At 61.8% G+C, this 25,319-nt stretch carries 24 protein-coding genes and 5 pseudogenes; 19 read left to right on the forward strand and 10 right to left on the reverse strand.

Annotation, left to right across the window (positions count from 1 at the left end; genetic code table 11):
* Window position 1 precedes the first annotated feature (1 nt).
* From GBO37_RS18985 to GBO37_RS21715, 5 genes are all read right to left on the reverse strand, one after another.
* Complete coding sequence (locus tag GBO37_RS18985; RefSeq protein WP_042249994.1) at window positions 2-964, reverse strand: hydrogenase subunit MbhD domain-containing protein; 963 nt, start codon at window positions 962-964, stop codon at window positions 2-4.
* On the reverse strand, window positions 961-1,257 hold the full coding sequence (locus GBO37_RS18990; RefSeq protein ID WP_042249993.1) for a monovalent cation/H(+) antiporter subunit G: 297 nt from the start codon (window positions 1,255-1,257) through the stop codon (window positions 961-963). Before GBO37_RS18990 ends, GBO37_RS18985 begins: the two co-directional genes overlap by 4 nt.
* On the reverse strand, window positions 1,254-1,535 hold the full coding sequence (locus GBO37_RS18995) for a monovalent cation/H+ antiporter complex subunit F (RefSeq protein ID WP_042249992.1): 282 nt from the start codon (window positions 1,533-1,535) through the stop codon (window positions 1,254-1,256). Before GBO37_RS18995 ends, GBO37_RS18990 begins: the two co-directional genes overlap by 4 nt.
* Window positions 1,528-2,001 carry a Na+/H+ antiporter subunit E gene (locus GBO37_RS19000; RefSeq protein WP_052650125.1) on the reverse strand — a complete coding sequence of 158 codons (474 nt, stop codon included), beginning with the start codon at window positions 1,999-2,001 and terminating at the stop codon, window positions 1,528-1,530. The genes GBO37_RS18995 and GBO37_RS19000 overlap by 8 nt, the downstream gene beginning before the upstream one ends.
* Window positions 2,002-2,380: 379 nt before the next feature.
* A complete protein-coding gene (locus GBO37_RS21715) occupies window positions 2,381-2,509 on the reverse strand; it encodes a zf-TFIIB domain-containing protein (RefSeq protein WP_081994960.1) in 129 nt (42 codons plus the stop codon).
* A gap of 124 nt (window positions 2,510-2,633) precedes the next feature.
* On the opposite strand from GBO37_RS21715, the pseudogene GBO37_RS19010 reads away from it, so the two are divergent.
* The 3 genes and pseudogenes from GBO37_RS19010 to GBO37_RS19020 form a co-directional block, all read left to right on the forward strand.
* Window positions 2,634-2,915 (forward strand): annotated as a pseudogene (locus GBO37_RS19010) (integrase core domain-containing protein); the annotation flags it as partial.
* A 226-nt stretch (window positions 2,916-3,141) separates the two neighbouring features.
* Window positions 3,142-4,110: a magnesium and cobalt transport protein CorA gene (locus tag GBO37_RS19015; protein ID WP_042250041.1), complete on the forward strand. Its 969-nt coding sequence runs from the start codon at window positions 3,142-3,144 to the stop codon at window positions 4,108-4,110.
* Window positions 4,111-4,248: 138 nt separating this feature from the next.
* The gene (locus GBO37_RS19020; RefSeq protein WP_042250040.1) at window positions 4,249-4,488 is read left to right on the forward strand and encodes a hypothetical protein; all 240 of its coding nucleotides are present in this window, start codon (window positions 4,249-4,251) and stop codon (window positions 4,486-4,488) included.
* An 81-nt stretch (window positions 4,489-4,569) separates the two neighbouring features.
* On the opposite strand, the gene GBO37_RS19025 is transcribed toward GBO37_RS19020, so the two are convergent.
* Together GBO37_RS19025 and GBO37_RS19030 are read right to left on the reverse strand one after the other, a co-directional pair.
* Entirely contained in the window at window positions 4,570-5,478 is a 909-nt protein-coding gene (locus tag GBO37_RS19025; RefSeq protein WP_042250039.1) for a calcium/sodium antiporter, read from the reverse strand.
* Between the two features lie 290 nt (window positions 5,479-5,768).
* Complete coding sequence (locus GBO37_RS19030) at window positions 5,769-6,641, reverse strand: LysR substrate-binding domain-containing protein (protein WP_252930458.1); 873 nt, start codon at window positions 6,639-6,641, stop codon at window positions 5,769-5,771.
* A 98-nt stretch (window positions 6,642-6,739) separates the two neighbouring features.
* Here GBO37_RS19030 and GBO37_RS19035 point away from each other — a divergent pair, with 98 nt between their 5' ends.
* The 12 genes and pseudogenes from GBO37_RS19035 (at window position 6,740) to GBO37_RS19090 (ending at window position 17,718) form a co-directional block, all read left to right on the forward strand.
* Window positions 6,740-8,278, forward strand: coding sequence for a proton-conducting transporter membrane subunit (locus GBO37_RS19035; protein WP_136857819.1), 1,539 nt, complete (start codon window positions 6,740-6,742; stop codon window positions 8,276-8,278).
* Window positions 8,279-8,308: 30 nt separating this feature from the next.
* Window positions 8,309-10,699, forward strand: coding sequence for a YbcC family protein (locus GBO37_RS19040; RefSeq protein ID WP_252930459.1), 2,391 nt, complete (start codon window positions 8,309-8,311; stop codon window positions 10,697-10,699).
* A 47-nt stretch (window positions 10,700-10,746) separates the two neighbouring features.
* Window positions 10,747-11,043: pseudogene (locus GBO37_RS19045) on the forward strand (transposase); the annotation flags it as partial.
* Between the two features lie 215 nt (window positions 11,044-11,258).
* Complete coding sequence (locus GBO37_RS19050; RefSeq protein ID WP_136857822.1) at window positions 11,259-12,197, forward strand: IS110 family transposase; 939 nt, start codon at window positions 11,259-11,261, stop codon at window positions 12,195-12,197.
* 35 nt (window positions 12,198-12,232) lie between these two features.
* Window positions 12,233-12,469 (forward strand): annotated as a pseudogene (locus tag GBO37_RS19055) (integrase core domain-containing protein); the annotation flags it as partial.
* Between the two features lie 179 nt (window positions 12,470-12,648).
* Complete coding sequence (locus tag GBO37_RS19060; RefSeq protein ID WP_012112698.1) at window positions 12,649-14,004, forward strand: IS1380-like element ISPme1 family transposase; 1,356 nt, start codon at window positions 12,649-12,651, stop codon at window positions 14,002-14,004.
* A gap of 558 nt (window positions 14,005-14,562) precedes the next feature.
* Window positions 14,563-14,772, forward strand: a pseudogene (locus GBO37_RS19065) (integrase core domain-containing protein); the annotation flags it as partial.
* A 67-nt stretch (window positions 14,773-14,839) separates the two neighbouring features.
* The gene (locus GBO37_RS19070) at window positions 14,840-15,229 is read left to right on the forward strand and encodes a hypothetical protein (RefSeq protein WP_252930460.1); all 390 of its coding nucleotides are present in this window, start codon (window positions 14,840-14,842) and stop codon (window positions 15,227-15,229) included.
* Window positions 15,230-15,427: 198 nt separating this feature from the next.
* Window positions 15,428-15,862: a LexA family transcriptional regulator gene (locus tag GBO37_RS19075; protein WP_252930461.1), complete on the forward strand. Its 435-nt coding sequence runs from the start codon at window positions 15,428-15,430 to the stop codon at window positions 15,860-15,862.
* Window positions 15,863-15,873: 11 nt separating this feature from the next.
* A pseudogene (locus tag GBO37_RS19080) lies at window positions 15,874-16,014 on the forward strand (Y-family DNA polymerase); the annotation flags it as partial.
* A gap of 218 nt (window positions 16,015-16,232) precedes the next feature.
* Window positions 16,233-16,928, forward strand: coding sequence for a phosphatase PAP2 family protein (locus GBO37_RS19085; RefSeq protein WP_252930463.1), 696 nt, complete (start codon window positions 16,233-16,235; stop codon window positions 16,926-16,928).
* A 97-nt stretch (window positions 16,929-17,025) separates the two neighbouring features.
* Window positions 17,026-17,718 carry a ferritin-like domain-containing protein gene (locus GBO37_RS19090; protein ID WP_252930464.1) on the forward strand — a complete coding sequence of 231 codons (693 nt, stop codon included), beginning with the start codon at window positions 17,026-17,028 and terminating at the stop codon, window positions 17,716-17,718.
* A 77-nt stretch (window positions 17,719-17,795) separates the two neighbouring features.
* Here GBO37_RS19090 and GBO37_RS19095 read toward each other — a convergent pair whose 3' ends face one another.
* Both GBO37_RS19095 and GBO37_RS19100 read right to left on the reverse strand, forming a co-directional pair.
* On the reverse strand, window positions 17,796-19,106 hold the full coding sequence (locus tag GBO37_RS19095) for a sodium:proton antiporter (protein ID WP_127899655.1): 1,311 nt from the start codon (window positions 19,104-19,106) through the stop codon (window positions 17,796-17,798).
* A 120-nt stretch (window positions 19,107-19,226) separates the two neighbouring features.
* Window positions 19,227-20,210 (reverse strand): mechanosensitive ion channel family protein, encoded by a 984-nt coding sequence (locus GBO37_RS19100; protein WP_252930465.1) that lies wholly within the window; start codon window positions 20,208-20,210, stop codon window positions 19,227-19,229.
* A gap of 456 nt (window positions 20,211-20,666) precedes the next feature.
* On the opposite strand from GBO37_RS19100, the gene GBO37_RS19105 reads away from it, so the two are divergent.
* From GBO37_RS19105 to GBO37_RS19120, 4 genes are all read left to right on the forward strand, one after another.
* A complete protein-coding gene (locus tag GBO37_RS19105; protein WP_252930466.1) occupies window positions 20,667-21,491 on the forward strand; it encodes a PhnA-like protein in 825 nt (274 codons plus the stop codon).
* Window positions 21,492-21,522: 31 nt separating this feature from the next.
* On the forward strand, window positions 21,523-22,824 hold the full coding sequence (locus GBO37_RS19110) for a YsnF/AvaK domain-containing protein (protein ID WP_252930467.1): 1,302 nt from the start codon (window positions 21,523-21,525) through the stop codon (window positions 22,822-22,824).
* Window positions 22,825-23,142: 318 nt separating this feature from the next.
* On the forward strand, window positions 23,143-23,790 hold the full coding sequence (locus GBO37_RS19115) for a TetR/AcrR family transcriptional regulator (protein WP_252930468.1): 648 nt from the start codon (window positions 23,143-23,145) through the stop codon (window positions 23,788-23,790).
* A 206-nt stretch (window positions 23,791-23,996) separates the two neighbouring features.
* Window positions 23,997-24,578, forward strand: coding sequence for a histidine phosphatase family protein (locus GBO37_RS19120; protein WP_252930469.1), 582 nt, complete (start codon window positions 23,997-23,999; stop codon window positions 24,576-24,578).
* A gap of 76 nt (window positions 24,579-24,654) precedes the next feature.
* On the opposite strand, the gene GBO37_RS19125 is transcribed toward GBO37_RS19120, so the two are convergent.
* Entirely contained in the window at window positions 24,655-25,158 is a 504-nt protein-coding gene (locus GBO37_RS19125) for a GAF domain-containing protein (RefSeq protein WP_252930470.1), read from the reverse strand.
* Window positions 25,159-25,319 lie beyond the last annotated feature (161 nt).

The raw sequence follows: 25,319 nt of genomic DNA on the forward strand, positions 1-25,319 counted from the left end.
CTCAGCCGTTTCCGCCCGCGTCCGGGACAGGGGAATCGGCCACCGGCGGCCCGGCCACCAGCAGTGCCAGCGTCACCCCGATCGACAGGAACAGCGTGTATTCGATGGTCACGATCAGCGCCTTAGCCAAGCCCTTGGGATAGATCAGGAATCCGCCCGCCGCGATGCCGCCCAGCCCGATCGCCAGAAAGACCAGCGGCCCCAGCACCAAGGCAGCGCGCAACAGCGGCCGGTCGCTGCGTGGCAGGCCGATGGCCCCGCCCATCGCCGCCAGCATCAGCCCGCCCGCAAGCACGGTTCCCGCCTGGAAGGCTCCGCCCGGCAGGTCGGACCCGGCCCAGACCAGATAGGCCGCCATCACCAGCGCCACGGGCAGCAGAACCCGCCCGGAGGCCCCGGCAACCTGATGCATCTGTCCGTCGGCCATGCGGGGTTCCGCCGGTCGGCCCGGCCAGGCCCGCGCAGGTGCCAGCGACCAGACCGCGACCAGCGCGCCCAGCAGGACGAAGCTTTCCAGAAGCGTGTCATAGGCGCGAAAAGCCAGCAGAACCCCGGTCACCCGGTTCTCGATGCCAAGCCCTGGCATCAGCGGTGCGACCACCCGGTCCAGCCCGCTTTCCGGGGTGATCGACAACACCGTGGCCGCCAGCAGCACGGCAAAGCTGGTGCAGGCCGCAAAGGCCCCGAGCCACAGCCAGGTCGGTGTGTCGCCGCTATGCACCGGATCGCCCAGCGCCAGGAGCCGCGCCCGCGCCAGGATCAGGAGGATGCCGGTGACACCGGCGCCGATGGCTATCTCGGCCAGGGCCACGTTCACCGCACCAAGGCTGAGCCAGGCAAGCCCCATCAGGTTGCCGAAGGCGATGAAGAAGGCGATCGCCGCCAGCGCGTCGCGCACGAACAGCGCGATACCCGCCGTGCCGAGGATCATCAGGCACAGGATGAGGTCGAAGGCACCGCTCATCTGCGGTCGGGCTCCTCGTTCTTGCGCACCCGCCGCGCCAGAAGCTGCGAGGTGGTGCCGGCTGCGATCACCGCAAGAAGCCAGACCAGCGCAAGCTTGGCCGCCACCGCGCCCGAACCCCAGTGGATCGCCGCCGCCAGCGCGACCAGCCCAAGACCGACGTTGTCGGCCTTGGTCAGCGCATGCAGCCGCGATGCCGTGTCGGGAAAGCGCAACAATCCCAGCGAGCCTGCGGCATAGAACCCAAGGCCCGTGCCAAGCAGCGCCAGCACCAAAAGTTCGGTCCAGATCATCCCCGGTCCTCCGCGTCAGGCTTCGGCGGCACGGCGGCCACCCGAACGAAAGCGGTGACCGCGACTGCCGCCAACAGCGTGCCGATCAGCGCCGCGTCGAGAAAGGCCGCATTTTCGCGCGCCGCACCAAGCACCACCGCGACGCCGATCACGCCGGTACCGGCCAGCTGGGCGGCCATGATCCGCTCGACCGGGCCGGGTCCGCGCCAGCAGCGCAGGAGTGCCGCAGCGACAGTCAGCAAAAGGAAGATAGCGGCGAGCGTGAACCAGTCAGCCATGCGGAGCCTCGGATGCGATGACCCGGGGACCAAATAGGCCGAGGATCCGTTGTTCCTGGGAGTGAAAATCTGCCGAGGCAAAGCTGGGCAGGTTCAGCACATGCAGCGCCATCGCGCCATCGCCGTCGCCGGGACCGGCCGCCAGCGTACCGGGCAGCATGCTGACAACCCCGCCCAGTAGCACATTAGCTTCGACCTGGCGGCTGGCCAGGGGCAATTCGACCCAGCCCGGCCCAACCGGAAGGCGCGGATCGAAGGCCCGGCGCGCCACGTCCAGACCGCCTAGCACGCTCTGCACCAGAAAGCGCGGCAGGAACACTGCCACGCGCCAGGCACCGACGCCCGGTCGGTCCGCCGGATAGAGCCGCAGGCTGAGCGCCGCCGCCACCACGACCGCGACGGCGCCATAGGGCAGTGCATCTGTAGCAGAACCTGTCAAGACGATCCAGAGCAGTGCCAGGATCATTGATCGGTTCAGGAACGAAACAGCATGCATCAAGAAACGATACCCCAAGTTAAGTTACAGCCACCAGCACACGAAAAGTTCGGCGGATGCAAGGTGTTAATCAAGCGGCGTCTCAGTTAGCAGGATAGACACGAGATGCGGCATAACCCGCACCCGATTGCAACCGTTCTACCAGCGCTATCGCGGAAATCTGGTGTGGGGATCAAAAGTCGAACAGTTCGCCCAGCATCGATTTACGCTTGCGGCGGCTCGGATCGTGTTCGTCATCATAGTCGGGGCGGTCATCATATCGATCTCCGTCGCGGCGGGCTCGGCTGTCGCGTTCGCGCTGCGGCGAACGACTGTCGCTGCGGGGTTCTGCGAGAACGGTAGCAGACTATCACATTTTGACGATCTTGTCGAGTTCACCCCGGTCGAGCCAGACTTCCCTGTACGTCGGGCAATAGTCAATCTCCACGCCCTGGCGGTCTGATATCGTGAGCAGCGTTCCATCAACGGGGCATTTCATGGTCTTGGTTCCTTTCATCAGTGCAAGCGCACTCTGTCAGTCTGAGGTGGTGGTTGGCATGGGCGTTGATGATGTAACCGCCCCCCGACGGCATCTGTGTGCCAAGGTGGGTCTGCAACGATCCATCGCCAAGGACACGCAGATCTTCGCTCGCCAACTTGGTCTGAAGCCTTGCTTCACCCCGGTGCGGAGCCCTCAGAGCAATGGCATGTCAGAGGCATTCGTGAAGACGCTCAAGCACGATTACGTCCAGGTGACGCCGCTACCAGACGCCCAAACCGTTCTCGGATGGATCGGAGGCTGGATCGAGGACTACAACGACAATCACCCGCATTCAGGGCTGAAGATGCGCTCGCCTCGCGAGTTCATCGCAGCTCAAACCAGCAACTGCCTGAGTGTCCGGTGAAACGGGGGCAAGACCAGAACACTAGCAGAATGCACCGTCCCTGGTGCGAACTTGATGGGCGAAACTATTAGGGTGACCACTTCGACTGCGCAGGCAATTTAGTTGACTGACCAGACGTAGGTATAACGATTGTGAATCAGCACTCGTGATCCGCCCTTGACGCCAGCGGTGGGTGTCGGGTTAGGGCTTATGCCTCGTAGGATGCCTATCGTTCGCAAAGGTTACCATGACGGTCGTTGCTGCCTATCTCTACCGCCACGGCAAGCGCGTGCGCGAGGTGTCGATCACCGAGAAGATCGACTGCCCCTCGGACAACTCCGAGTTCGTCTGGATCGGGATCTGTGATCCCACCGAAGAGGAGATGCAGACGCTCAAAGAGCAGTACGACCTGCATCCGCTGGCCATCGAGGATGCCGTAAAGGCGGATCAACTGCCCAAGGTGGACATCTATGGCGAACAGCTGTTCGTCGTTGCGCGGACTGCGCGTCTGGAAGGCGATACGATCACCTATGGCGAAACCGCCATCTTCGTCGGCCACAGCCATATCATCAGCGTGCGCCACGGATCGGCCCGATCTCACATCGCGTTGCGTGCGCAGCTGGAGGCGGTCCCGAGCCTGCTGATCCACGGGGTCGACTACGTTCTGCACGCCATTCTGGATTACATCGTCGACGGCTATCTGCCCATCGTCGAGCAGATCGAAGAGAAGGTGCTGTTGATGGAGCAGCAGACCATCGACACTTTTCTCGGACGCGAAGAGATCACGCGCATCTTCGCGCTCCGTCGCCATCTGACCAGGTTTCAGCGGGTGCTGGGCCCCATGGGCGAAGTCGCCGGCAAGCTGGTCCGACAGGACCTTCCCTGCATCGACGCGAACACAAGACCGTACTTCAGCGATGTCCTGGATCATGTCCGGCGCGTGCAGACCATGGTCGATGGGCTGCTTCAGGTCCTGGCCTCGGTTTTTGAGTTCAGCAACCTGCTGGAGCAGCAACGCACAGGCATCATCACCCGCCAACTGGCGGCGTGGGCGGCCATCCTCGCCGTGCCGACGGCAATTGCAGGGATCTACGGCATGAATTTCGAGAACATGCCCGAACTATCGACCAGGTACGGCTACTTTGTCGTGCTATCGGCCATCGTGGGAGCCTGCACGTTCCTCTATGTCCGCTTCAAGCGGCTTGGCTGGCTTTGACTGGATCGCCTGCAAAGAAAAGCTCTGGCTGGAAAAGCCACTGCCTCTCTCATGGCAGCCTCATGAATCGCTTGGCACCGGTGTCGCATAGCTGTCAGTTCCTGACGGTATTTTGTGTATAGTAAATGATGATCATTGATGAGACAGACCATGTGCGCCATTGCGGTAGTCCCTGTCCCATTTCCGCTCGACTTCAACGTCGAGGATGATCCCTGTCTGGTCTGCAAAAGCGAACTCGATGCCAACTGGATTTGCACCAAGTGTCATGCCGATCACTTTGAGGGCGTCATGCTTGTGATCGGGTATGGCTCTCCCAAGAGGGCGGCAAAGGGCATCCAAGGCCACGCGCAAAGTGCTGGTCAAGCGGGGACCAGCTAATGCGCCTGTATGGATGCGAATGCTGCACTGTGGGTGATAGCAAATGGCTGCGATGGGCCATGCAACTCAGAAACCGCCTAGTTAGATCAAGGCCACATACCCGGCATAGGTCGCCATGAGGACAAAACCTGCGATGCGCGGTAGGCCCCCAAGGACGAATGCCAGCACGGAGAGCCCCACAGCGGCAATCGTCACCCAGATCATGTCGATGGAGGCAAAGCGCGGATCTGCAACGATCGGATGGATCAGCGCCGTGGTGCCGAGGATGCCAAAGATGTTGAAGATGTTCGAGCCGACGATGTTGCCTACGGCGATCTCGGTCTGCTTGCGGATGGCTGCGATCAGGGACGTTGCCAGTTCCGGGAGCGAGGTTCCTACCGCCACGATCGTCAGGCCGATCACCGCCTCGGATATGCCGAACGCGCGTGCCAGTTCCGTCGCGCTGTCCACCAGCAACCGGGCGCCGATGACGAGGACAACCAAGCCCCCCAAGGTCATTGCCCAGGCTTTCCACTGAGGGGAATCCCCAAGCTCGACCTCAGGGGTTTCCACCTTGCTGGTCATGAAAGCGGTGACGAGGAAGACGATAAGGCCAGCAATCAGCACCACGCCGTCCAGCCGGGTGACATTGCCGTCCAGGAGCATGATCCAGATGGTCGCCGTCGCCAACAGCATGAAGCCGAGATCACGCCAGAGCTTTTTCACAGGGATGATGAGCGGGGCAACGACCGCTGAAATGCCGAGGATCAGCAGAATGTTGGCGATGTTCGAGCCCAGGACGTTCCCGATCGCAATGGCGGGCTGACCTGCAAGCGCTGCTTGCACGGAAACCAGCATTTCGGGTGCGGATGTTCCAAAGCCCACGATGGTCAGGCCGATCACCATCGGCGACAGGCGGAAGTGACGGGCAATGGCCGTCGCGCCCCTGACGAGGGCCTCACCCCCGAAGAAAAGTGCCACAAGCCCAAGAGCAAAAAGCAGATATGTCATGATCGATCCAAAGTTGGCCCGGAGGCACGGTTCATTTCATATGAGATTTCTCTTCTAAAACAACAAGTCCACCCCCTTCCTTTATCGGTGCCATCGGTTAGCCCTTGCTCAAAACGGTTGCGAACCCGCACGCTATCGAAATTCAACCTGACCAAGCGGCGTCATTGCAGAGCACGGCCCACCCTGCCTTGAAAGTTCATTGCGCCGGGTGGTGAGCTGTCTCGAACATAGTCGACCCTGATATCGAGCAGGTGGTCCTGTTGTAGGCCAGCAGGCGCTGAAACTGCTGATCACCTGTTATCGCAAAGCGACAGCACGTCCGCCAAAAGCGGGTTCGGAAAGCGGCGATGCTGGGTGACGGCGTAGAACGTCTCGCTGATGCCCGCCAGTCGGGCGGCCTCGACAAGCGATCCGGCGTCCAGTTCGTCCCGCACGACGATGGGAGGGATGACCGCGATCCCCGCCCCCTCTCGCGCCAGCAGGCGCAGCATCGCCATGTCGTCCGCCTCGGCGGAGATCAGCGGCACGATGCCCATCCGGGCGGCCATCGTGTCGAAATCGGCCCGCAGCGCTGTTTCAGGCACCGGCAGGACCAGGGGTTCCGACCGCAGCAGCTGGGCCAGCGACCGGCCCTTGCCCACCAGGTCCGGCCGCCCGATCAGACTGACCGGCTGTTCGGCCAGCCGGTGGATCAGCCATGGGCTGGCGGCATCGCGGGCGGGGGCCAGGTTCGTCAGCACGACATCCAGCGACAGCCCCTCCAGATTGCGCAGCAGCTCTGCCTGGGTGCCGGATCGCAGCACGACCTCGACATCGGGGCGACCGATCAGCGGTCGCAGGAACAGCATCTGGAAATTGCGCGACAGGGTGGCCAGCGCCCCCACCCGCAGGGCGTGCCGCGACCGGCCCGTCTCGCGCAGGATGGCGGTCAGATCGTCGGCGGTGCGAAAGATCGCCTCGGCATGATCCAGCGCGATCCGGCCGGCTTCGGTCAGGATCAGCCCCCGTCCCCGCCGTTCGAACAGGTCATGACCCAGCGACGCCTCCAACTGGCGCAACTGCGTGGACAGCGCCGATTGCGACAGGTTCAGCCGCCGCGCGGCGCCGGTCAGCGTGCCGTCCAGCGCCACGGCGCGGAACAGGCGAAGATGGTGCAGGTTCACGATGCTTCCACAATATAGAACGTTTCGGCATATTATATGTATTTTTAAGAATGATCTCCAGCGGCTATCCGGTGCCGGACACTGTCGCGGAGCCCTTCATGACAACCCAGATCCTGCCCCTGACCGCCTTTGGCCCCCTGTTGCTTGTTGCTGCGGCCCTGCTGACCCGGGTCAGGCCCGGCCCGCGCCTGGCGGAAACCGCGGCGCTGTGCGCCTTGGCCCTGTCACTGGCCGGGGCGGTGCAGCTGATGACCGGCGGGGCGCAAGCGCTGGCCCTGTCGCCGGGGGTCCGCCTGACGCTGGATGCGATCGGGGTCACCATGGCGGTGCTGGTCGCCTTCGTCGGCTGGATCGTCCTGCGCTATTGCCGGACCTATCTGCACGGAGAGGCGCGCGCCCCCCGGGCGCAGGCGGGCATCCTGATCGTGCTGGCCGCGGTGCTGGTTCTTGTGCAGGCCGGCGATCTGGCGCTGATGGCGGTCTGCACGATGGTCATCGGCGCGGCGATGCGCGACCTGCTGCTGTTCTATCCCGATCGGCCCGCGGCACGGCGTGCGGCGGCCAAGTTCGTGCGGGTCTGGGGTGCGGGAGACGTGGCGCTGGTTCTGGCCGCGGTCATGGCGTGGGTCGCCTTCGGCACGACCGATCTGGCCACGCTAAAGGCTGCGGCAACCGGGCCGCTGACCCCCGCCGCGCAGGGGGCGGTTGCGGCGCTGGTGCTGACGGCGCTGCTGAAATCGGCGGCCTTTCCCCTGCATGGCTGGCTGACCGAGGTGATGGAGGCCCCGACCCCGGTCTCGGCGCTGCTGCATGCGGGGGTCATCAATGCGGGCGGCCTGCTGCTGATCCGCACGGCCGATCTGGTCCAGGCCAGCCCCGGCGCGATGGCGGTGCTGGTCACCATGGGCGGTCTGACCGCGCTGTTCGGGGCGGCGGTCATGCTGATCCAAAGCGCGGTCAAGACGGCCTTGGCGTGGTCCACCGTCGCGCAGATGGGGTTCATGCTGATGCAATGCGGGCTGGGCCTGTGGTCGCTGGCACTGCTGCATATCGTGGCGCATGGGCTGTACAAGGCGCATGGGTTCCTGGCCTCGGGCAACGCGGTCGCGGCGGTGGCCGCGGCGGGTCGCCCCGGCCCCGTCGCCGTGCCGGGCATCGGTGCCGTCGCGCAGGCCTTTGCGCTGGCCCTTGCCCTTTATGCGACTGTCGCGCTTGGATTCGCGGCGATCGGCGGCCAGAAATCGGCGCAGGCGCTGGCCTTGGGTGCGATCCTGATCTTCGGCACCGCCTATCTGGTCGCGCAAGGGCTGGCCGATGCCGCCCCGCGGGCGCTGACGCGGCGCACGGCGATGGCATCGGTCGCGGCGGCGCTTGGCTATTTCGGCTTTCACCTGCTGGCAGGCGCACTGTGGGGGCCGCATCTGCCGCTGCCGCCGTCGCCAGGCGCGCTGGAATGGGCGCTGATCGCGCTGGCGGTGATCTCGTTCGGGATGGTCGCGGTGGCGCAGGCGCTGTTTCCGCTGTGGGCGCATCACCCGGCGATGGCGGGACTGCGCGTCCACCTGGCCAACGGGCTGTACCTGAACGCCCTGTTCGACCGGCTGATCGGCGGCTTTCGCGCCGCGCGGTCCAGCTGATCCCTACCCCCCATTTCCGCTGAGGTTCCCATGTTCCACGATCACGCCGGCGTCACCCCCGATCATGCGGCCAGCCTGCTGGCGGCCGCGACCCAGGCCGCACGCACCATCCCCCCGGCTTTCCCGCTGACGGCCACCGTCGCGGTGAACCCCTTTCTGGGCCAGTCGGACGATGACCTGGCCACCGCCTCGGCCAGACTGGCCCGCGTCGCGGGGCTGTCGGCAACCCGCCCGCGGGCCGCGTTCGGGGCGATGATGGCAGACGGGCGCATCACCGACGACGACCTGGCGGCGGCGCTGATCGCCTGCCCGTCGGCGCTGAAGCCGGTCGACCTGGGCATGCTGAAGCTGCGGCTGAACGCGACCGCGCCGATCCCCCCCGCCCTGCCGACGCTCGCCGATCTGTCCGCACGCCATGACGGCACCGACTGGCCCGAGGTCATTGCCCGCAGCATCGGCCTGTGGGCCGCGGGGCGCTTTGATCAGGGCCAGGCGCTGTGGACGCCCGCGCCCGGCACCAGCGCGCTTGCGGCGTGGAAGGAATGGGCGACCCATGACCTGACGCCGGAAATCGCGGGCCTGCGCGGCTTCTGCGCCCATGTCGCAGCCGCCCCCGACCGGGCGGAACGCGTCATCCTGCGGGCGGCCGAACGGCTGGCCCTGACGCCCGACGCGGCGCCGACCGCGTTCCATCGGCTGCTGGTCGATCTGGGGGGCTGGGCACAGCACGCGCGATGGCTGTCCTGGCAGGCCGAACAGGCGGGGGGCACCGATGGCACCCTGATCGACCTGCTGGCGATCCGCCTGATCTGGGAGGAGGCGCTGCTGGCGCATTGCCCTGACCTGGCCGATCCCTGGGCCGACGCGGTGCGCGCGCATGCGCGGCCGGTCCAGCCATCGGCCGATCAGGTCGCGGATGCGATCGCCCAGGACGCGGTCGAGCGCGCTTATCAGCGCGGCCTTGCGGCATGCCTGTCGGGGTCGCGCCCGACCCTGTCCCGTCCGGCGATGCAGGCGGCGTTCTGCATCGACGTCCGGTCCGAACCTTTTCGCCGCGCGCTGGAGGAGGTCGCCCCGGACGCCGAGACCTATGGCTTTGCGGGCTTCTTCGGCCTGCCATTGCAGCATCACACCCAGGCCAGCGTCCGGGCGGTGCCGCATCTGCCGGTGCTGCTGACCCCCTCGCTTGACGCCACCAGCCAGGATCAGGCCGAGGATGCCGCGCGCATCGCCGCCCGGGCCACGCGGGCCTGGGACCGGTTCCGGCAGGCCGCGGTGTCGTCCTTTGCCTTTGTCGAGGCGGTCGGGCCGCTCTACGGGATGAAGCTGCTGAAGGGGGCGATGGGCCGCGACGCCGCCCCTGCCCCTGCGGGCGCGCCCCGCCTGTCCGCGCCGATGTCGACGGCGGACAAGGGACGGCTGGCCGCCACCATCCTGCGCGCCATGGGCCTGGTCGCGGGGCATGCAAGGCTGGTCCTGCTGGTCGGCCACGGCGCCAGCATGACGAACAACCCGCATCACAGCGCCTATCACTGCGGCGCCTGCGGCGGCCAGACCGGAGAGGTTTCGGCTCGCGTGCTGGCGGACCTGCTGAACGACCCCCAGACACGGGCGGCCCTGCCCGATCACGGCATCACGTTGCCCGATGATACGCTGTTCGTCGCGGCGCTGCATGACACAACGACGGACCATGTGGCGCTGTACGAGGTCAATGCACCGGCCAGCCATGCGAGTGATCTGGACCGGGCTGCGAACTGGCTGGCCCGCGCGGCGGCGCGCAACCGCACGGCGCGAGCGACCCGTCTGCCGAGTGCGACGCCTGCCACGGTGGCGGCGCGCGCGTCGAACTGGGCCGAGACGCGGCCGGAATGGGGGCTGGCCGGATGCGCCGCCTTCATCGCCGCGCCGCGCGCCGTCACGCGCGGGATCGACCTGGGCGGGCGCGCCTTCCTGCACAGCTATGACCGCGCGCTGGACCCTGATTTCACGGTTCTGGAGCTGATCCTGACCGCCCCGGTCGTCGTCGCCAGCTGGATCAGCCTGCAATACTATGGCTCGACCGTGGCCCCGCCCCTGTTCGGGGGCGGCACCAAGCTGATCCACAACGTCACCGGCGGCATCGGCGTGGTCGAGGGCAATGGCGGCCGGCTGCGCCCCGGCCTGCCGTGGCAGGCGGTCCATGACGGCACCCGCACCGTCCACGACCCGCTGCGGCTGACGGTGATGCTGGACGCCCCGACATCCGCCATCGACGCGATCCTTGGTCGCCATCCGGACGTGGCGCGCCTGTTCGACAACGGCTGGCTGCATCTGCTGGCGCTGGAGGGGGGCCGCGTCGTCGCACGCCATCGTCCCGGAAAGGGCTGGCGTAAGGAGACGAGTGGAGGAACTCCCCCTTTTAACGGCAACAAGCCGTATTGAACCGCCCCGGGTTTACCGGAGAGTAAAACTCTCAAAGGGTAAGCCTCATGACAGAAAAGAAACACACCCCGAGCTACACGGCCGAGTTCCGCGCGCGCGGCGTTCGGCTTTTCCGCGACCATCGTTCTGATTACAGCAGCGACAGTGCCGCCTACCGGGCAATTGCCTCGAAGCTGTGTTGTTCGTCTTTCAGCCGGCGGGACTGGTATCGGCGCGCCGCGCGTGATGCAGGCGAACTGTCCGGACCGACGAGCGAGGAAAAGGCACGAATCAAAGCCTTGGAGCGTGAGAACCGTGAACTCAGGCAAGCCAACGAGATCCTTCGCAAGGCATCAGCGTATTTTGCGATGGCGGAGCTTGTCTTATGGAATCCGTGGCTGTTGAGGCAAAAGGGAGCCGCTGCCCGGCACCGCAAACTGCGGGGCAGCGGCGGGGGTGGCGTCGTGCGGAGCTTGGTCTTGCAGGACCGCGGTCGAGTTGACGAGCCCCCGTCTTTTCTGACGACCTGAACGGATACGTGGGCTTCGGGCCCGAACGACAAGCAAAAGTGGAAAGAAAGATGGCCAAGGATACCATCGGCATCGACGTCTCGAAAGACCGTCTCGACGCATTCTGGCATTCCCGATCCGAAGCGCGCCGCCTGCCGAACACGGATGAAGGGTTCGGCCAGATGTGCGACTGGCTTGGTGAGGAGGAGGGTGTGCTGATCGTCTTCGAGGCGACCGGCGCCTACCATCGTGGCCTGGAGCGACATCTCAGCCTGGCAGGGCGGCCCTTCATTAAAGTCAATCCAAAGCAGGCGCGCCGATTTGCACAGGCCATTGGTCGACTGGCGAAGACCGACAGCGTCGATGCCAGGATGCTGGCGCGCATGGGGGTGGTGCTCGATCTGGCCCCACAGGATGTCGAGGGCGAAGAGGTTCATGATCCCAGGGAGTTGCTGACAGCCCGCCGGGCCCTCGTCAGGGATCAGGTCACTGCGAAGACCAGACTTGCTACGGCAATCAATCCGCTCGTGCGAGAACAGATCTGTCGCCGCATTGATGACATTGGCACCGATATCAAGGCGCTTGATGAAGTAATCGCGCAGATCGCCAAGCAGCGAGGCACCCTCGAAGAGCGCATTCGTCGATTGATGACCATCCCGGGGATCGGCCGTCTGACCGCCACCACAATGCTGATCGACATGCCAGAACTGGGGCATCTCGACAGCAAGAAGATCACTGCTCTGGCCGGGTTGGCGCCAATGACGCAGCAGTCTGGAAAGTGGCAGGGCAAGGAACGCGTTACCGGCGGCCGGTCATCAATCCGGCGGGCAATCTACATGCCGACGCTGGTCGCGATCCGTTTCAATCGAGATCTTCATGACAAGAATCAGCAGCTCGTGAAGGCCGGTAAAGCCAAGAAAGTAGCAATCACCGCCGTCATGCGCCGCATGTTGGTTCTCGCGAACACGCTGCTGCGCGACGCCCGCGATTGGCAGCCGGAGCGCCCTTGACCAAAACGGATACTCGACCACCCATTCCGTAAATGATCGCTGAAAGCATCAACGGCCTTTTCAAAACCGAGGTCATCAAGTTCCTCGGCCCTTCGAAGTCCGTTGGTCAGGTCGAATGGGAAACCTTGAAATGGGTCGACTGGTATAACAACACCCGCCTGCACAGCGCCATTGGCTATGTCACGCCGCAAGAAGCAGAGGAGGCCTTCTATGCAAACTTGAAAGCTGTCGAAAAAAGTCCCCTAATTATTGAACCAGAAACTCTCCGGTAAATCCGGGGCGGTTCACACGTGCCAGTTGGCGAACATGTTTTTCAACGCCCGCCCGCCTTTACCGAACCAGAATTCTACCCATAAACCCACATTCTCCAAGTAAGTCGCTGATTTCGCTGTCGTAATCGTGATATTTCGCATATAAATCATGGCGTTGACGGCTGCGAGGGGCGCGTTTCATGGATCACCTGGAGGGTGCGGGCTTGGCGCGGGGAGATCGGGTTGATTTCGACCGCCGTGTGCGTCTGGAGTTCCGTGGTGCGCAGATCAGTTCAGACGGTGGCCTGCTGGTGATGCGCGAGCTTGATGACGTGCTCGGCCTGTCCAATCTGGCGTCGGAGGCGCTGCGAGACAGCCGCACCGGGAAGAACACGCTCCATCGGCTTGACGGATTGTTCCGGCAATCGGTGTTCGGACGACTGGCCGGATACGAGGATGTGAACGATGCCGACCGCTTGGCCCTCGATCCCGTGATGCGTCAGGTCGTTGGCGGCAGGGCCGTCGAGGCGCAAGCTGCTTCGGCATCGCAGATGGGACGGTTCGAGACCGAGACGCTGGCTCTGGCCGCGAACCGGGCGGCGCTGGCCGATCTGAACGGCCAATGGATCGACCGGTTTCATGACCGCAACGGGTTGAAATACATCGTGCTGGACATGGACAGCTCGGTCAGCCCCACCCACGGCGATCAGGAAGGTGCTGCCTGGAACGGGCATTTCGACTGCACCTGCTATCACCCCATCTTCTTGTTCAACCAGTTTGGCATGCTGGAGCGCTGCGCCCTGCGTAACGGCAATGTCCACAGCGCCGATGGCTGGCGGGATGTCCTTGATCCCGTCATTGCCCGATATGCTGGCCGCGACCTTGGTGGACGCTTCTTCCGGGCCGACGCTGCCTACGCGATCCCCGCGATCTATATGCGGCTGGAAGAAGCCAGGTTCTTCTACGCCATCCGTCTGCCCGCCAACGCCGTCTTGCGCGAGAAGATCGCGCATCGGCTGACACGGCCCGTGGGACGGCCTTCGCTGACCAAGGTCAAACGGTTCTTCGAGGACTTCGAGTATCAGGCGGCGTCCTGGGACAAGCCGCGCCGCGTCATCGCCAAGATCGAATGGCATCCGGGCGAGCTGTTCCCCAAAGTCGGCTTCATCGTCACCAACCTGCCGATGGAGCCAGACTGGGTGGTGAGGTTCTACAACCAGCGCGGCACCGCAGAGCAGCACATCAAGGAAGGCAAATATGCCTTTCGCTGGACGCGGCTGTCATGCCGGAAGTTCCGGCACAACGAGGTGCGGCTGCAACTGCACGCGCTGGCCTACAACCTGGCAACCTTCCTGCGCTGCATCGAACTGCCCGAGGCCATGGCGGACTGGTCGTTGACCAGCCTGCAACTCAAGCTGATCAAGATCGGCGCCCGCGTCGTCCGCCACGCCCGCGCCATTACCTTCCAGTTGGCCGAGGTCGCCGTCACCGGCCCGATGGTGCGGGCCGTCCTTGCCGCCATCCGCCGTCTTCGAACGCCTCCGTCATGCGCATGACCACGATCCATGCCCAAGCTGAACGAAAGCGGCAGGACAGGTCCGTCTGCCGCGCGGAAAAGCGGCTCTGCCGGGCCAGAATGCTGCGGGTTCGAGGCTTGATCCACCCGACTTCGGCCGTTTGCGCGACGACAGACACCGCTCGGGGCTAAAAACGCTTGCCCAGCGAGCAAAATCAGGCGATCTTGAAGTCAAGCGGCAGGCCACTTGGGAAATGTCGGTTGCAAGGCCATTATTTCAATGATGCGAGCCGTCTCGATTGCCGCAGTCGGGACGTTGATCCCCGCGATGTTGCTCTACTCGTCGCAACATGGGAGACTGGCAAGAGCGGGAGCGCACCCTGGGTCTCGGTCGAAGTTCCCCTCGCGGGCGCGCGGCTTGAGGACGTGGCACCGCCGGAGTTCTGCCCAATTTAATCAGTCGCTTCCGCCTTTCAAAAGACGGGCTGGGTTTCCATCGCCATGTCTCTTCTTCAGCGTCGAAGCTGGCGCGGTGGCACAGGATTCTTTAGGCGAACCGCAGCGGCTCCTGTGCCTGCGGCAACGGACGGTTCCAGTCCCGGCGAAAGGCAATTGTTATGACAATGCGGCCGTCGAGACATTCTTCAAGACCAACCAGGCCGAGCTGATCTGGCGGAAGTCATGGGCAACAAGGCGTCAAGCTGAGATGGCGATCTTCTTATAGATCAACGGCTTCTATAATCTGCGTCGTCGGCACTCAGCATTGGGCTGGAAAAGCCCGGTCGCTTTCGAACGGAAAGTGGCCTAAACGAGCACTTGGGGCGGCACAAATACGCGACAAGACCACTGCGGACCTTCAACAACCAAGAGCAGCCATGTCCATCTCGAAGATTGTCCGCGCCCGTCTTGAGAGCAGCTACCATCGGGTCCAGCCGAAGCTCGCGGGAACCCGCGGCGTGCATCTCGAGGTCTGGGAAAGCGCGGCAGATCGCTATGTCGGCGTCGAGTTCGGCACAAACAGCGTGGGCTTCTGGATTAAGAAGATGAACCTCTTTCAGGTTGATATTCCGGAGGGCGTGGAGCGCCGCGAAAAGGAGCCAAAGGGACGTGGCTGGATTGGCGTGGGCGAGGACAATAAGGGCTGCAACAGCAATCTTAGCGGCTACCCCGAGTTCGTGGGATCAAAGATCTCGCACCTTTTGGTGCGCGATCCCGACCATGCGCTGCAGATTCTCGATGCTCTTGGCGCCCGGAAGGCGGCCTGATGTGTGCAAGGCTTAAGTGGCTTGCAGACCCCTCCAACTTATCAAGCCCTTGAGAACGGCTTTTATCCCGTGATCCAATCAACGTCTACACCAGGAGATAACGTCCCATATGGCCGACTTTCCACTTAAACAAGGCGCTCTCGACTTTCTCTGCGGCGTCTATGCTGCAATCAACGCGATGTATGTCCGCTTATAGCCATGACCCTGCACTTAAGCCCTATCAAGATCACGCTCGTAGACCGGCATGTGCCCTTGGCATCCATGCCGGTTCCGGCCGGTTTGCCGTCACCCGCTGCGGATGATCTTGAGGATACAATCGACCCGATCAAGTGGGTGGTGCGGCATGAGCATGCGACCTTTTGGTGGCGCGTGTCCGGCGACAGTCTGGAGGCAGAGGGCATTCTGGACGGCGATCTGATTGCCGTGGATCGCGCTGGCAAGCGCCGCCATGGCCGCATCGTCGTCGCGGTGGTCGATGGGGCCATTACCGTCAAGAAGCTCGCCAAGCGCGACGGCGTTTGGTTTCTCGATCCGCGCGCCCGTGCGGATGGCTATGCCACAATCCCGGTCACGGAGACGACCGAGATATGGGGGGTTGTCGCCGGTGTCGTCCGCCGCCTGCCCATCGAGTAGGGGCAGGCACGGTGGAGCAATCCGACCGCCCCATTGCGCTGATCGACTGCAACAACTTTTACGTCAGCTGTGAACGCGTGTTTGATATGTCGTTGCGCGGCATCCCCGTCATTGTCCTGTCGAACAATGACGGCTGTGCCGTCGCCCGCAGCGATGATTATGTAGAATTGGAAGTGAGAGTTCTGATTTAAGGCAAACGCCGCGCGATGGAAAAGCATGATCCGGGCGGGCGCAGACTTCCGCCATCGCAGCCCGGTTGGATCATGCGTCAGAACAACAGTTGATGAATCTTTATCAAGCAAGAACCTGCCAACGATAATAGCCTCTGTTTCTCACGCTACATCTTTTATTGCCGGAACCAGGAAGAGCTTTGCTTGCTTCATTGTGCCTGCCGCATGGGCAGCACAAGATCAGCAAGAAAGCGATCCAAATGGGCACGAACGGTCACGAAAAAAAAGTCTCTCCCGACGCCGCCAGCGTCGTCGAAGAAGCGGACACGGAAGTTGCACGCTCTGCTGCGCGCCACCGCCATCATCCAGTGGTCAAAACACTCGGGACTGCCAGCGAAATTGCTGATCAGATCCCGCTGTCGATCGTCTGTGCCGCAATGATCGGGGCAGGGGCGATTACCCATCGACCACAGATGACGCAGGTCGGCCTCAAGATGATGACCGCTCATGTTCTTGCAAACTCTGTCAAACGAATCATCAAGAACAATTTCAAGCGGACCCGCCCGAAAGTCATGATCGAAGAGCAGACCTATGAATGCGAGGCGGGTGAAAGCGAAGGCGGACACGACACTTCGTTTCCGTCCGGTCACACTGCCGGAGCCGTGGCTGTGGCCACCGTCATGGCGCGCGATCTGCCGCAGACAGCCGTTCCGGCCCTGGCAGTTGCTGCGATGATTGCCGGGATTCAGGTGCCCCGCGGTAAGCATTATCCCATTGATGTTGCAGCCGGCGCTGTCCTCGGTCTGGCCGCCGCGTACGCCGTTCACGCCTTTTGGCCTCAGGGCCGGGAAACCCGAAAACCAACAGCGGAACATTTGCGACTGGCTGCCCGATAACAAATGCCGCGCTGCCGTGGGAACAGCCGCCTAAACACCGGCGTTTCAGCAGGCAATTCCACAATTATCCAACCAACACGCGAGAGAGAACCTGATCATGGCAAAAGAGAAAAAGGCTGCTGACGAGACGTCGACCAAGGCAAAGGAAAAAGCGTCGAAATCGAGCAAAGCTGCACGTGGGAAAGCCGAAAAAGCCAGTGCTGAAACACGTGCGAAGCGCTCCCAGACCATCGCTGCCAAAGCGGCCTCCGCCAAGGCATCCAAGCAGGCCAGCGAGTCGAAGGGTTTGGCTGATCTCTTCGAACATGCGCTGGCGGATATGTATTATGCCGAGAAGAAGATCTACAAATCTCTGCCCAAGATGATCAAGGCGGCCAACCACCCGGACCTGGTTGAGGCTCTGACCCAGCACCGCGAGGAGACGGCCGGGCAGATCGAGGGTCTGGAGGCGATCTTTGCGCTTTTGGGCAAGCGCGCCAAAGCCGAGAAATGCGACGCCATCGATGGCATCCTCGAGGAGAGCGAGAGCCTGCTTGAAGATTTTGGAGGAACTGCCGCTGGCGATGCAGCCATCATCTTCAGCTGCCAGGCCGTCGAGCATTACGAGATCACCCGCTACGGCTCCATGAGCGCCTTTGCGGATGCTCTCGGCTTGGACGAGGCGAAAGCCCATCTCGAGACCATTCTGGACCAGGAGAGCGCTGCAGACAGCAAGCTCTCAGAACTCGCCGAGGACACGATCAACGACGCCGCTGCGGAATACGACGAGGACGAGTCTGAGCACGCATAAGGTTCTTCCATCGTAACAACTAGCAAGGGCCCCTTAAGGGGCCCTTTTTTATCTGCGTCGCGTTGCTGACGCATGTGTCAGGCAGCAGGCCCCTGAAAGCCCGGTGGGGGCACGGCATCATCCGCATCAGGGTCACGACCGTGCGTGAGGTCCAGTCGCCTCATGATTGGGGTCACTGTGAGGCCGTGCATGATGATGGACAGCAGCACCACGAGCCCCACAATAGCCCATAGACGCGCGGCATGGGTCAAATCGTCGATGTGGTTGAGGCCGTAAGCCAGATAATAGAACGAACCGATCCCGCGGATCCCGAAGAACGAGATGGTCAAGCGTTCGCCGAGCGTCGCCTTCGTGCCACCGAGGCCGATCATTCCGGTCACGGGGCGAATGATCAAAAGGATGAGCAGCGCGCCTGCGATGTCCACCGGGCGAAGGGCTGCCAACAGTCCATTGGCCAGTGCACCTCCGAACATGAGGAGCAGGATCATCATCGCGATCCGTTCGACCTGCTCTGTCAGATCGTGCATGTCCGTATGAAAATCGTGATCCCGATGAGCCTGACGGAAGGTCAACGCTGTGACGAACACCGATAGAAACCCGTAGGAGTGGAGGGTCTCTGTGAAGCCGTAGGAGATGAATGTCGCGGCAAGCGCGATCAGCCCGTCACCAGTCTGGGCCAGTTTGCTCTCGGCAGGAATGTGGAATGTGATCCACCCGAAGAGCTTGCCAATCAGATAGCCGCCCAGGACACCGATACCGATTTCCCACAGGACATTGTAGCTCAGCCAGTCCCAGAGCCAGGGCTCCTGTGTCACGGCCGCTGCTGACAGGACGATGGCCAGGTGGACGAAGGGAAAAGCGGCACCGTCATTAATGCCGGCCTCCGAGGTCAGCGCGAAACGGACCTCATCTTCCTCACCCGACTTTGGCGGACCGACCTGAACGTCCGAGGCCAGCACCGGATCCGTCGGGGCAAGCACGGCACCGAGCAGAAGGGCCATGGTCCACGGCAAGGCAAGCCATGTCCCACCCAGAAGTGCGATGAGCGCGATCCCCAGGGGGAGGGTCAGGAAGATGAGCCTCCAGGTGATCATCCATGACCGAAGTCCGAGGACCCGGTCGATCTTCAGACCTGCCCCCATGAGCGCGATGATCACCACGAACTCGGAGAACCGTTCGGCGATCTCGGGATACTTCAGAGGCGAGGGGTCGAACCGTAGCCCAGGAACCAGCCCCAGCCCGACCCCGATGAGAATACACACGATCGGAAGCGACAGGGGCAGGCGGCGAAGCACCAGCGGCAGCCATGCCACGAGGGCGATAAGCACTCCGAATGCCATCAGGACAAGGATATAGGGATCAGGCGCTTCAGACAGTTTCTCTAGCATCGGTCTGCTCTTGTAACTCTTGAGCCAATCTTGGCTTTTGGACAAAACAACATGCGTGGATCATTCAGATAGACGGGGTGAATCCCGCCTCATCAGGAAAGTTTCATCATGGAGACCGTATCAGTCTGACCTGGACGATTGGTTTTCCCTCGATGCCTCCTTCGCGGCATCGAACCGGGAGCGCGGGACATCGCCTCTGCCGGCAGGCCACCCCTCGCGCTGTCTTTTGCGATCACCGTCGGTGTCTTCTGTCTGGTCGTGCCAAAGATGCACCTGCGTTGGATAGGGCATATCGATCCCGGCCCCGTTGAGCGCCTTGAAGGTTGCCAGGATGACCCGGCCTTGGGTATGGATGACGCTGGCGCGATCAGGCTTCGTCCACCAGCGCAGACGGATGGTGTTCTGATAAGCGTCGATACCGATAGGAAATGCTTCGGGGGAGGGATCGGCAAGGACGCCTTCAGTCGACGCCGCAGCCTCGACCATCAGCTGCATCGCCTTGTCCCAGTCATCGCTGGCGCCGATCCCGACATCATATTCCGACCGCCGGAAGTCGAACGCCGTGTTGACCGTAAACGTCCCCGTGTAGATCTGAGAGTTTGGAATGACGACGCGCCGTCCATCGTAGGTCTTGATGTATGTCGCCCGCGTCTCGATGTCTTCGACGGTTCCCTCGAAGCCGTTGACCACGATTTGATCGCCGACACGAAAAGGCTGTCGCAAAAGGATCAGAATACCGGACAGCAGGTTCTGCAGGATATCCTTGAACGCAAAGCCGATGGCGACGGAGCCGATCCCCAGTCCTGAAAGAAGGTCTCCGGGGCGGAGCGAGGGAAGAACGATCGTCGCGGCCAAAAGCAGGGCCAGGATCATGATTGACCACCGCACCAGGGCGGAGCCGACATTGGCCAGTGCGGGCCTGCCGCGATACCTCAACGTCCGACTGACGCTATAACTGAATGCGCGAGCGACGACGTAGAGGACCAGCAGGAGAAGGACGGCGCTGATCAGATTGGGTGTCAGCCGAATGAGTCCCTCGGTCCAGGCCTCGAGTTTCGTCACGATCGGTCCAAGCCCGCCGTCTGCATCAAGCAGTTCGTCCATGCCGTTCCGGGTCCTTTGAGATGCTGAAGCGATAATCCTCGCCTCTCCGGTGAATGCGACCGGTCGCCGGAAGAACAGCGTTGCGCCAGAATAGTTCAGGCTCTGAGGGCCGAAAAACGTACCCTCTTAATCGTTCGAGCTTTTTCTTTAGCAAACTTCCCAATGTACCTTTTGTTAAAGGAACGTATTAAAGTCGTCTTGGTTAACAAGCCACGAAGGGACGAATGCGCATATCGTACCCCGAACGGGCCGTCATTTTATCCTCGCGCAATGTAAATGGTTTTTACTTGGTTTGTAATTCGTATCTGGCGGCCCGACCATCCTCTGACATCCATGAAAAAGCGAGAATGCAGTATGGCTCAAACCTCAGATACGAGATCAGGATATTCTTCTGATAGTGGGACGTCTGATATCTCAATGAGCGCGGTGACGCCCGCGGAGGATGCCCGTTCGGTGATGATCAATCAGGTCTCCTGGGGGGCGATCTTTGCAGGTGCAGTCATCGCCGTTTCCGCACAGGTCGTCTTGAACATGGTCGGCGTCGGAGTGGGCGCGGCAACGCTTGACCCCGGCACTGGTGACAATCCGACAGCCGGCGCGTTTGGGATCGGTGCAGGGATCTGGTTTGCCATTTCCACCATCCTGGCAGCTCTGTTGGGTGGTGTGGCTGCTGGTCGTCTGTCGGGCAAACCCAAACCGTCAACAGCCGGGTGGCATGGCCTGACGGCTTGGGCCGTTTCCACGATCTTCGTGATCTACCTGATCGGCTCCAGCGTTACGAGCCTTGTCGGCGGTGCGGTCGGGACGGTCGGAAACGTCGTAGGGGGTGCTGCCAACACTGCGAGTTCCGTCGTCGGCTCGGCCATTCCCAACGATCCGTTCACGGCGATTGAAGAGCGGATCCGCGGTTCCGTGCCCGCCGATGCCGATCCGGAAGCTGCTCGTGATGCGGCCATCGCTGCAGTGCGTACGGCGCTGACCGGAACCGAAGCTGAAGCCGACCAGGCCCGCCGTCAGGCGGCTCAGGCACTTTCCCAGGCACAAGGTATTCCCGTTCCTGAAGCCCAGCAGCAGATCGAGGAGTATCAAGCGCAGTTCACCGAAGCCGTGGACACGGCGCAGGCTGCTGCGACGGAGGCTGCTGACACGGCCACGAAGGCTGCCACGCGTGGTGCTCTTCTGGCAGCCGTCGTGTTGATCCTGGGTGCCTTGGCCGGATGGTTCGGTGGGCGGATGGGCGTCATTGAGCCTGTCGTCACGGCTCGTCGCCGCACTATCTGACCCATTCGTCGATAAGAACAGGATCTTTCCCATGAAGAGTCAATCGGTTGAGACGACTTCTGTGCAAACCATCGCTCTCGCAGAGGAGCGCGCGAAGATCATCATCAACGACGTGGTCACGGGAAAGGTCACGGTCCGCGCGACGACATCCTCTGATGTCCATCAGGAAGTTGTCGAGCTCGCAAGGACCGAGACAGTGATCGAACGAATGGCGGTGAACCGCATGCTGGAGAAGGACGAACCAACGCCCCAACCCCGCTACGAGGGCGACACGTATGTTGTTCCCGTCATTGAAGAAGTCGCAGTGACCGAAATCCGCCTTTTGGTGAAGGAGGAGCTTCATATTCGATCCATCACGTCGATCGATACCAAGAGCATCGACGTCGAACTGCGAAAACAGACTGCCACCATCGAACGAACCGGTCCCAACGCAGTGTTCGGGACCCTTACCAGGAGCAGAGAAATGTCTTTCACTGACAATATGTCCACCGAGCGCAATAACCAGCAGATCACCGCTTTCTTCGATAGCCGGGAAGAGGCCGAGAATGCCGTTCGTCGCATTGAGGCCGAAGGCCTGTCATCTTCAAAGATCGATATCGTTGCAGGCCGTGACACGACTGCAGTGTCAACCACGACCGCTCGTGACGAGGACCGGGGCTTTTTCGAAGCCCTCGGCGATTTTTTCATGCCCGACGAGGACAAGCATACCTATGCCGAAGGCTTGAATCGCGGCGGATACCTGGTGTCGGTGCAGACCACTGCGGCCAACCGGGATCGGATCATCGACATCCTCGATGACGAGGGGACGATCGACATGGACCAACGCGAGACCGAATGGCGCAACGAAGGCTGGGATGGCGGTGCAGCGGCCCTTGCCGCACGCAGCACCGCAGGTGTGGCACCTACCGCACCTTATGATACCCCAGCTATGGGCGCCGATGAGGGCACCATCGAGGTCATGAAGGAGAACCTGCGCGTCGGGAAGCGGGAAACCGATCATGGCCGTGTGCGCATCCGGTCCTATGTCGTCGAGACCCCTGTCGAAGAGCAGGTGACGCTGCGCGATGAAACTGTCCACGTCACGCGGCGTCCCGTCGACCGCGCGGTAAATCCCGGCGATGGCATCTTCGCCGAGCGAACCGTTGAGGCCACCGAGCGTCATGAAGAGGCTGTCGTGTCCAAGGAAGCCCGTGTCGTCGAGGAGATCAGCCTGGAGACGGAAGCGAGCGAACGCACCGAGACCGTCCGGGACACGCTGCGCCATACCGAAGTCGAGATCGATGACGAGCGCGTGGCTGGAGACAGCGCTGCTCGTCCCGCCAAGGATCTTTGATCAGCTGGCGATTATGTCGCACTGACTGATTGATCAGAAAATGAGAGGGGTAGCACGAGCTACCCCTCTCAACTTCAGGAAGAGCCTATTGAAAAACCCTTCGGCAATATGATTTGCACCTGAGGCGCGTATGACCGATCCCCGTATTGAAACCCGTCCTCGCCAGCAGTGAGATGATCATGGCACATGATTTTTTAAAATGGGCGCAAGCGAAACTCTGCCGTTTTAAAAAGTCATGCCGGTAATCTTTGCCATTCAGGCATTTCAGACGTGATCAGGCGTCATCATGTGCACCGCCCCAAAGCCTTAAGGATGACGATGACGACCGAAAAAAAACTAAAACGGACAATGAAGCCGGGTCGGAAACTTGAACAGGTTCGTGACGGTGCTGCGGTCGTGTTTCTTCGTGACGGATATTCCGGGGCCAGTGTCGACGATATCTCGCGCGAGGCACAGGTCTCGAAAGCGACGCTGTACAGTTATTTTCCCGATAAGTCGGTGATGTTTCGAGAGGTCGTGCGAGCAGCGATCAGTGACATTCCCAATCAGGTGTCATTTGATCAGTATCGAAATGGCAACGTCGACAAGGCCCTTCCCAAGGTGCTGACAGCATTGGCGCAATGGGCCTCAAGCAAACCCAGTCTCAGCTTGCTGCGGCTCATGACGGCAGAAGCACTCCGCTTTCCGCAAGATGCAGCCGAATATGAGCGGGCGGTTTTTGCTTACGTCACGAACCCGCTTGCCGTCATGATCGACGGATGGATCAAGTTTGGGCAGATCAAGGCCCATGACGTTGGTTTCTCGGCGCGTCAGCTAATTGCGATGGTTGCGGGACAAGTCCAGCAAGATGCCCTGTTTGCCGGGTCGGTACCGACCAAAGCACAGCGAGAAGAGATCGTGCTTGGAGCAACGCGTCTCTTTCTGTCTGCATACGCAGTGCCGCTCAAGGAGGCTGCTCCAACCTGAGGACGGTGCAGGATGAGGCTGACATATTTCGATGTCGCGTCTCTGCCGATCCTGAAGGCATGGCGGTTGCGGTCATAGCCCTATCCCGCCGCTGACGCCAGCGTGCGGCACCTCACAACGGGTAGGATGCCAGCTCATCATTGCTCTTGACCGGGAGGCCTTGCGGGACGACAGTCAATCAGTCGTATGAACCCAAGGGGTTTGTCATGGCGCCGGCTGTCCGCTACCTCACACACCCCCAGATCCTGATCGAACCCATCAAGGGCAGCCGATCCTGGTCCTTGAACTCGACCGGCGCATCGCGTGTCGCGCGACTGGCGTCCCGGCACAGTCGCCTGCAATTCACGCGCCACATCGTTTCCAGTCCGGAAACGACGGCCATTGAAACCGCTACCCCTCTGGCGCAAGCTCTCGGTCTTACCGTCGATGTTCGTGAAAACATGCGCGAGCATGATCAATCCTCGACCGGTTTTCTCAGCAAGCGTGAGCTCGAACAGACTTCTTCGGCCTTCTTTTCTCAGCTTGAAAGAAGCGTGCGGGGTTGGGAGGCGGCGTCGGCAGCACAGCGGAGGATCATGTCGGAGGTTGACGCTTGTCTCGATAGAGACCTCCTAGGGGATGTCCTGATCGTGGGACATGGCGGCGTGGGGGCATTGCTCTACTGCGGCTTGTCAGGCCGCACCATCGACCGGGACCATGTGCAGGACATGGGAGGAGGGGTCTGGTTTAAGTTCGACAGCATCCTGCATCGACCGCTGACAGGCTGGCAGCCTATGGAAGCGCTTTGAGTCCAACGCGAGAAGAGATAGCGGTCGATACGCTCTGCGAGTGACGCATCGGACCGTCTGAAACTGGAGTTTTTGGTTAACATTCCTTGTCAGTGGCACGATCCGGTGCTCCGAACAGTCGTGTCCCGACACCCACAGACTGTGCCAACACCATGGTCAGATCTTCCTGCCCAAGATCAGGCCTTGCATGGCGACTGAGAAAGCAGAACATTCCGAAGACGCTGCCATCGGCCCGCCTGACGGGCACGGACAGATGGCTGCCGATCGGGATCATCTGCGTGATCGGCAGATCAGTCGCGATGGCGTGCTGACTGGTATCGGTGATCAAGCTGGGCAGACCGCCATCCAGGATGTGTTTGCAGTAGACTTCCCTTAGATCCATGCTCTGGCTCGGGCGGATCATCGCCTCGAGGCCAGGGGCACTGACCGCCCGAAAAATCGCCCGTTCCTGCACGAATTCGGAGAGATAGGCGACTTCCATCCCCAGTGTCTCGCGCACGGTATCAAGTGTATTCTGAATCGCCGTACTGTCGGCAGGGCTTGCGGAAAGTGCGGACAGTGCGGCGGATTTTTGTGGCATGGCGATCCTCGAGATGAGTGTTACGAGACCATCATACGTGAAGCGCGCAACTTCATCGTACGCAAAGCATGATGCATTCTAAGTATCCGGGACACTGCGCCACAGGGGCGTATCGTCATGGATGCGAAGTGCGAGTCAGCAATATTGCGTCTCACCATCAC

The organism is Paracoccus sp. 08, assembly GCF_024105395.1.
In the GTDB taxonomy this organism is placed as follows: domain Bacteria; phylum Pseudomonadota; class Alphaproteobacteria; order Rhodobacterales; family Rhodobacteraceae; genus Paracoccus; species Paracoccus marcusii.